Genomic DNA, 5243 nt, shown 5'->3' on the forward strand with positions numbered 1-5243 from the left:
AAGAGAACGTCTTTCAGGTCACGTCATCCCGGACTTGATGCGGGATCCAGCGCTCTCCGCCGAAGGCCGGTACCACACGTGCAGGGTGGGCGTTGAGATCCTTCCGCCGGGGGCGTCAGGATGACGTTGAGGTATGAGGTAAAGGAGCAGTCCCCCAACCGGCTCCCCTGGAGAGGAAAGCGGTCGCGCCAGCGACTGAGGGGGGCGTAAACCGCGGGGGATGAGAGCAGCCTCCAGATATGGGTTTCCTGGTTCGACATGATGCTGGAATCGCCTACCTCATCTTACCTCCCCAAGCACTTGTTTTTTTGCAGGCCCAACCCCCTCACCTCTGGCTCCCCCAGGGCAGAGGAGGACTTGATCCACGTTGCTAAACACGTACCCTTTCGGGAGAGGAAGGAACCATAGGACGCTTTCATGAAGTCCCCCTCAGAGGAGGGGGATTTAGGGGGAGGGATTCCGTGTTCTCAAATGACCTAAACATTGACGTATGAGACAGCACTACTGCTCTGTCACAGGTCAATCTTTGGGTTGTAAGGTCCCCGTTCGCATGCTGTCATCTTGAGCGTCGAGGAGATGGTTCGGCGTGCTCCGGGCTGGGCCCGTCGCGTGCTCACCATGACAGGTTTTGGGGGGACACAGAGTTTGGCACAGTCTCCGCACCCTAACATTCAGGTGTGACACGACACTACGCTTGTGCGCCGTGGTCGTGCGCTGTGCACGGGGCGCGCTGAGATCCTTCCGCCGCTGCGCTCTGTCAGGATGACGGAGAAGGGCTGTATCGTACATCCGTGGTGCTCAACATGCAATCGTCCTGGCAGAGGGCACCGCCTTGCATCTGATCAGCAGCATGCCTACGTTGGGAAATGAGCGAAGCTGGGAGTGCCCGGTTGTGGCAGGGGGTGGTGTTTGTTACACCACGCTGCACAGACGGCTGGGCTGAGATGATCCCTTGAACTTGATCCGGTTCGTACCGGCGGAAGGAAGCTTCTTAGCACCCTGGGCGCCATGCATGGGCGCTGCACATCTCTGGCTTCGCTTGCCGCTATCCCTTTGCATCCACCCGCAAGCAAGCCCTATGTCTACGACCACCCGCCCGTCATTCGCTGACGTTTCTGTAGAACGCGCCTACCCGGTGCCGCCATTTGCGCAGTCCTGCGTAGACGCCGCCCGCGAAAGCTGGGGCGCATCGTTCGACCACCCGTTTGTGCACGCCCTGGCCGAGGGCACGCTGGAGGCGGAGCGCTTTCGTTTCTACCAGATGCAAGATGCCCGCTACCTCGAAGCCTTTTCGGATGCAGCCGCGCTCATCTCGACCCGCTGCCCCGATCCCGATGATAAGCTTTGGTTCATCGATGCCGCCCGCATGGCGCTTGTGGTTGAGGGCGAACTGCATGCCGGATACGGGGCGCAGCTTGGTTACGGTGCCGACGACATTGCCGCGCTTACGCTGACGCCCAACAACCGTGCGTACCAGGACCACATGATTAGCACCGCACAGCGCGGATCGCTCGTGGAGGCGGTGGCGGCGCTCACGCCGTGTCCGTGGCTCTACATCGAACTGGGGCAGCGTATGGAAGCCGAACTGGGCGCCATCCCCGAGGATCACCCGTACGCCGACTGGCTCGCGATGTACCGTGACCCGGAGTTCAACGACTACATGGCGAATCTGCTGGAGCGGTTGCAGCGCTTCGCCGATGCCGCCGATGAGGCTGCCCGTGAGCGTGCCAAGACCGCCTTTCACGCCAGCATCCGCTACGAGTGGATGTTCTGGCAGCAGGCCTGGACGCAGCAGGAGTGGCCGGTGTAGGGGGCTGTAACGCTGGTTCGTTCTATACCGCAGGTAGGGACACGGCGCGCGGTGTCCCTACTTCGGCAGATAGAGCGTAGCTCCGGCAGGGAGCGTCAGATCGTCGAGGTGGCCGGAGGCCGTATTATCGGCATTCATGACATGCACATGCGTTCGCAGACCCGGATGCGTGTAGACGCCTTCGCCCTCCGCATGCAGCCAGAAGCCAATCAGGCGCACTGGCGCATCCGAGAACGCAAACATGCGCTTCGCCTCCTGATGAGCCGCGTGGTTGTGCATTGCACGGTCGTCGGTGCGCCAGATAACGTGATAGGTTGCCGTATCGATAGCGCCTTCGATGCGAAACGGGAAGGGCGTCTCCAGGTCAAGCCCGGCGGTTTCGGCTTCCGACTGCACGAAGGCCTCCAATTCGTCGAGGCCGCTAATGGACTCTGAAACAGGCACTTCGGTCCACTCAGACGCCGCGCCGTACACCAGGAAGATCGCCTGCGCATCCATTGCGGTAGACACGTTAGGAGCGCCATCGTCGAATCTGGCAATAGACGGTGTGCCGTCGTAGATCGTTACCTCGCCGCGCAGTCCTTCAATCGGACCCAGCGCGTAAAGATGATCGATGCCCGCCAGCGAGTCCAGCGCAATCTGGGCCGACAGGTCATTCTGCTGCATGATGGCGTGGCGGCTGCCCACGTGACGCACCCAGGGCTGCGCTTCTGATTTGGTATCCATCGTATCTGCTGCAGCCCGTTCGGTCTCGGGCAGATTGGGAGGAGCCGCGCAGAGCAGAGGCATCGTGAGCAGGGTGAGCAGCGTAAGCATGGCCATAGACGAGCAGGTGTGGAAAATGGTGCCGGTTGTAATTACAACATTGCAAAATCAAGGTTCGTGCGTGTGGACCAACGATCAGAGAGACGAAAAAGACTTCACGCTCAATTCGCCCAAACCGGGAGTCGAAAATACGCGCTCCCCATACATGTAATGACAAGCTAATCACTTACTCATGCCCCATTCGCTTATGTCTTCCTGGCTTCCGCTCTGCTTTAAACGGGTACAGGGGGATGCGACTGTAGCCGCCCTGCTCGTGGGCCTGCTCGCATTGCTTGTAACGCCCGTTTCATCGACGGCGCAGCGTCCCGATGCCGACAACCTCGACACGTTCGAGATACTCGACCTTCCCGATGCCGACGCCTACCGCACCGGCGATGGGCGTCCGGGACCGATGTACTGGCAGCAAGAGGCTGATTACGATATCGAGGTGGAGCTGCTGCCTGAGGAAAATCGCATTGAGGGCACGCAGACCATCACGTATACCAACAACGCGCCGTCGGACTTGAACTACCTGTGGCTGCAGATGGACCAGAACCTCTTTGCGCCAGGGAGTCGCGGGGAGGCGGTGGTGCCGCCCGATGCGCGCTTCAGCGGGTTCTTCGAAGAGGGGGGATACGACATATCGAACCTGCGTATCGAGCACAACGGCAACACATACACGCCCGAGTCGGTGACCGACGATACGCGTATGCGTGTCGCGCTCGATGAGCCGCTGGCAGCCGAGGGCGACTCGCTCACGCTGTCGATGGAGTTCAGCTTTGAACTGCCCGACTATGGCGCCGACCGCATGGGGATGTTCGAGGCAGAGGAAGGCACGGTCTACCAGCTTGCGCAGTGGTATCCACGCATGTACGTATACGACGACGTCAACGGCTGGAACGTGCTGCCGTATCTGGGGCAGGGCGAATACTACCTCGAATACGGTCAGTTTGACCTTGACATTACCGTGCCGCACGACTTCATCGTGACGGCCACCGGCGCGCTTCAGAATCCGGAAGAGGTGCTCACCGACACGCAGCAGGAGCGGCTGGCGGATGCGCAGCAGAGCCGCTCGCCCGTCACGATCATCGCAGACGACGAAGTGGGTGAGCCAGACACGCGTCCTGTTGACAGCGGCACACTCACCTGGGAGTATCAGGCCAACGACGTGCGCGATGTAGCGTGGGCAGCTTCACGCTCCTTCATCTGGGATGCTGCCGAAGCTGACGCGGGTACCCACACGGTGCTGGCGCAGTCGCTGTATCCTGCTGAAGGACTGGGCGGCGGTGAAAACAGTACGCCGGGCTGGGAAGAATCGACTGAGTATGTGCAGCACTCGGTTGAGTTCTACTCGGAGCGCTACACGCCGTATCCGTACGACCACGCCGTAAATGTCGGCGGCATTGTGGCCGGCATGGAGTATCCGCAGGTTATGTTTTGCTCGGTGGAGGCGCGCGGGCGCGGCCTCTTCGGCGTCACCGACCACGAGTTCGGGCACACCTGGTTTCCGATGCTGGTGGGCTCCGACGAGCGGCGCTGGGCCTGGATGGATGAGGGGCTCAACACCTTTATGAATCTGTACTCAACTGCCGACTTCTACGGGGAAGACCTTAGCCGTGTCATCCAGCAGAGCAGTCAGCAGGTGGCCCGGTTTGCGCAGTCGCCCTATGCCGACCAGCCCATTATGACGCAGTCTGACCACATCCGGCGCCAGGCGCTGGGGATGCTGGCGTACCGCAAGCCCGCTGTTGGACTGGCGCTGCTGCGTGAGCATGTGGTGGGGCCCGACCGCTTCGATGCGGCGTTTAAGACGTACATCGACCGGTGGGCGTACAAGCACCCGCAGCCGTCAGACTTCTTTCGCACCATCGAGAGCGTTGCGGGCGAAGAGCTCGACTGGTTCTGGCGTGGCTGGTTCTACGAAACCGACGGCGCCGACCCGGCCGTGACGGAGGTTGATGCCGATGCAGCTACCGCTACCATTGCGCAGGAAACCGACTTGCTGCTTCCTGTACCGGTAGAGCTAACCTTCGACGATGGCAGTACCCAGATGGTGCGTGTGCCTACCGAAGCATTTGCTACAGGCGATACGCATGCCATTTCGTGGGACGACGAACGCACCATCGACAATATCACCGTTGATCCGAATCAGGTGCTGCCGGATGTAGACCGTGACAACAACGACTGGACGCAGGGTGAGTAAGTAATCTCAACAATGGTTTTAGAGATTGCCGGGTGGATTCCCCTCCATCCTACCCGTCCTCCCCGAGGAGGAAGAAACCGTGGAACGCGTTCCTCAAGTCCCCCTCAGAGGAGGCTAGTCTATGCACACAACCTGGAATAGCTGTGGGCGTCGGATACAAATTAGTGTTCTGTAGGCTGGTGTTCATTTTTGCCTTGATGCAAAAACGAACCAGACGAGCGAAGCGACTCACGAAGTAAAAAAATCAAGGCCCAAAGGATGACCGCAAGGGCCCCTGGAAGAACTGGGCCTGACTGTGCCCTCCGGTCCGCTACAATTGATCAAACTCACTCGCAGGCTCGCTCAAACAGGATCAATTTTCGAGCGCGTCCCTCCGGGCTTCGTCCGGGCGGCCCACTTCTTCGAGGCCGGAAGGGCTTCATACCG

Annotated in this window: 3 protein-coding genes and 1 riboswitch; of the genes, 2 read left to right on the forward strand and 1 reads right to left on the reverse strand. The window is 60.2% G+C overall.

Features of this window, described 5'->3' with window-relative positions; all coding sequences use genetic code 11:
* The first annotated feature begins 888 nt into the window (after positions 1 to 888).
* Positions 889 to 1002: riboswitch (TPP riboswitch) on the forward strand.
* A 76-nt stretch (positions 1003 to 1078) separates the two neighbouring features.
* Positions 1079 to 1810 carry a thiaminase II gene (tenA, locus tag R6U20_RS05915; protein ID WP_410336941.1) on the forward strand — a complete coding sequence of 244 codons (732 nt, stop codon included), beginning with the start codon at positions 1079 to 1081 and terminating at the stop codon, positions 1808 to 1810.
* 57 nt (positions 1811 to 1867) lie between these two features.
* On the opposite strand, the gene R6U20_RS05920 is transcribed toward tenA, so the two are convergent.
* A complete protein-coding gene (locus tag R6U20_RS05920) occupies positions 1868 to 2626 on the reverse strand; it encodes an acetolactate decarboxylase (RefSeq protein ID WP_410336942.1) in 759 nt (252 codons plus the stop codon).
* Positions 2627 to 2822: 196 nt separating this feature from the next.
* Between R6U20_RS05920 and R6U20_RS05925 the strand changes: the two genes are divergently transcribed.
* Positions 2823 to 4817, forward strand: a complete 1995-nt coding sequence (locus tag R6U20_RS05925) for a M1 family metallopeptidase (RefSeq protein WP_410336943.1) — start codon at positions 2823 to 2825, stop codon at positions 4815 to 4817.
* The last annotated feature ends 426 nt before the right edge of the window (positions 4818 to 5243 follow it).

This window comes from Longimonas sp. (assembly GCF_046498435.1).
In the GTDB taxonomy this organism is placed as follows: Bacteria; Bacteroidota; Rhodothermia; order Rhodothermales; family Salinibacteraceae; genus Longimonas.

Bases quoted from the DNA above. Each gene is read 5' to 3' on its own strand.
- tenA (WP_410336941.1), top strand. From the start codon at position 1,079: ATGTCTACGACCACCCGCCCGTCATTCGCTGACGTTTCTGTAGAACGC.
- R6U20_RS05920 (WP_410336942.1), bottom strand. From the start codon at position 2,626: ATGCTTACGCTGCTCACCCTGCTCACGATGCCTCTGCTCTGCGCGGCT.
- R6U20_RS05925 (WP_410336943.1), top strand. From the start codon at position 2,823: ATGTCTTCCTGGCTTCCGCTCTGCTTTAAACGGGTACAGGGGGATGCG.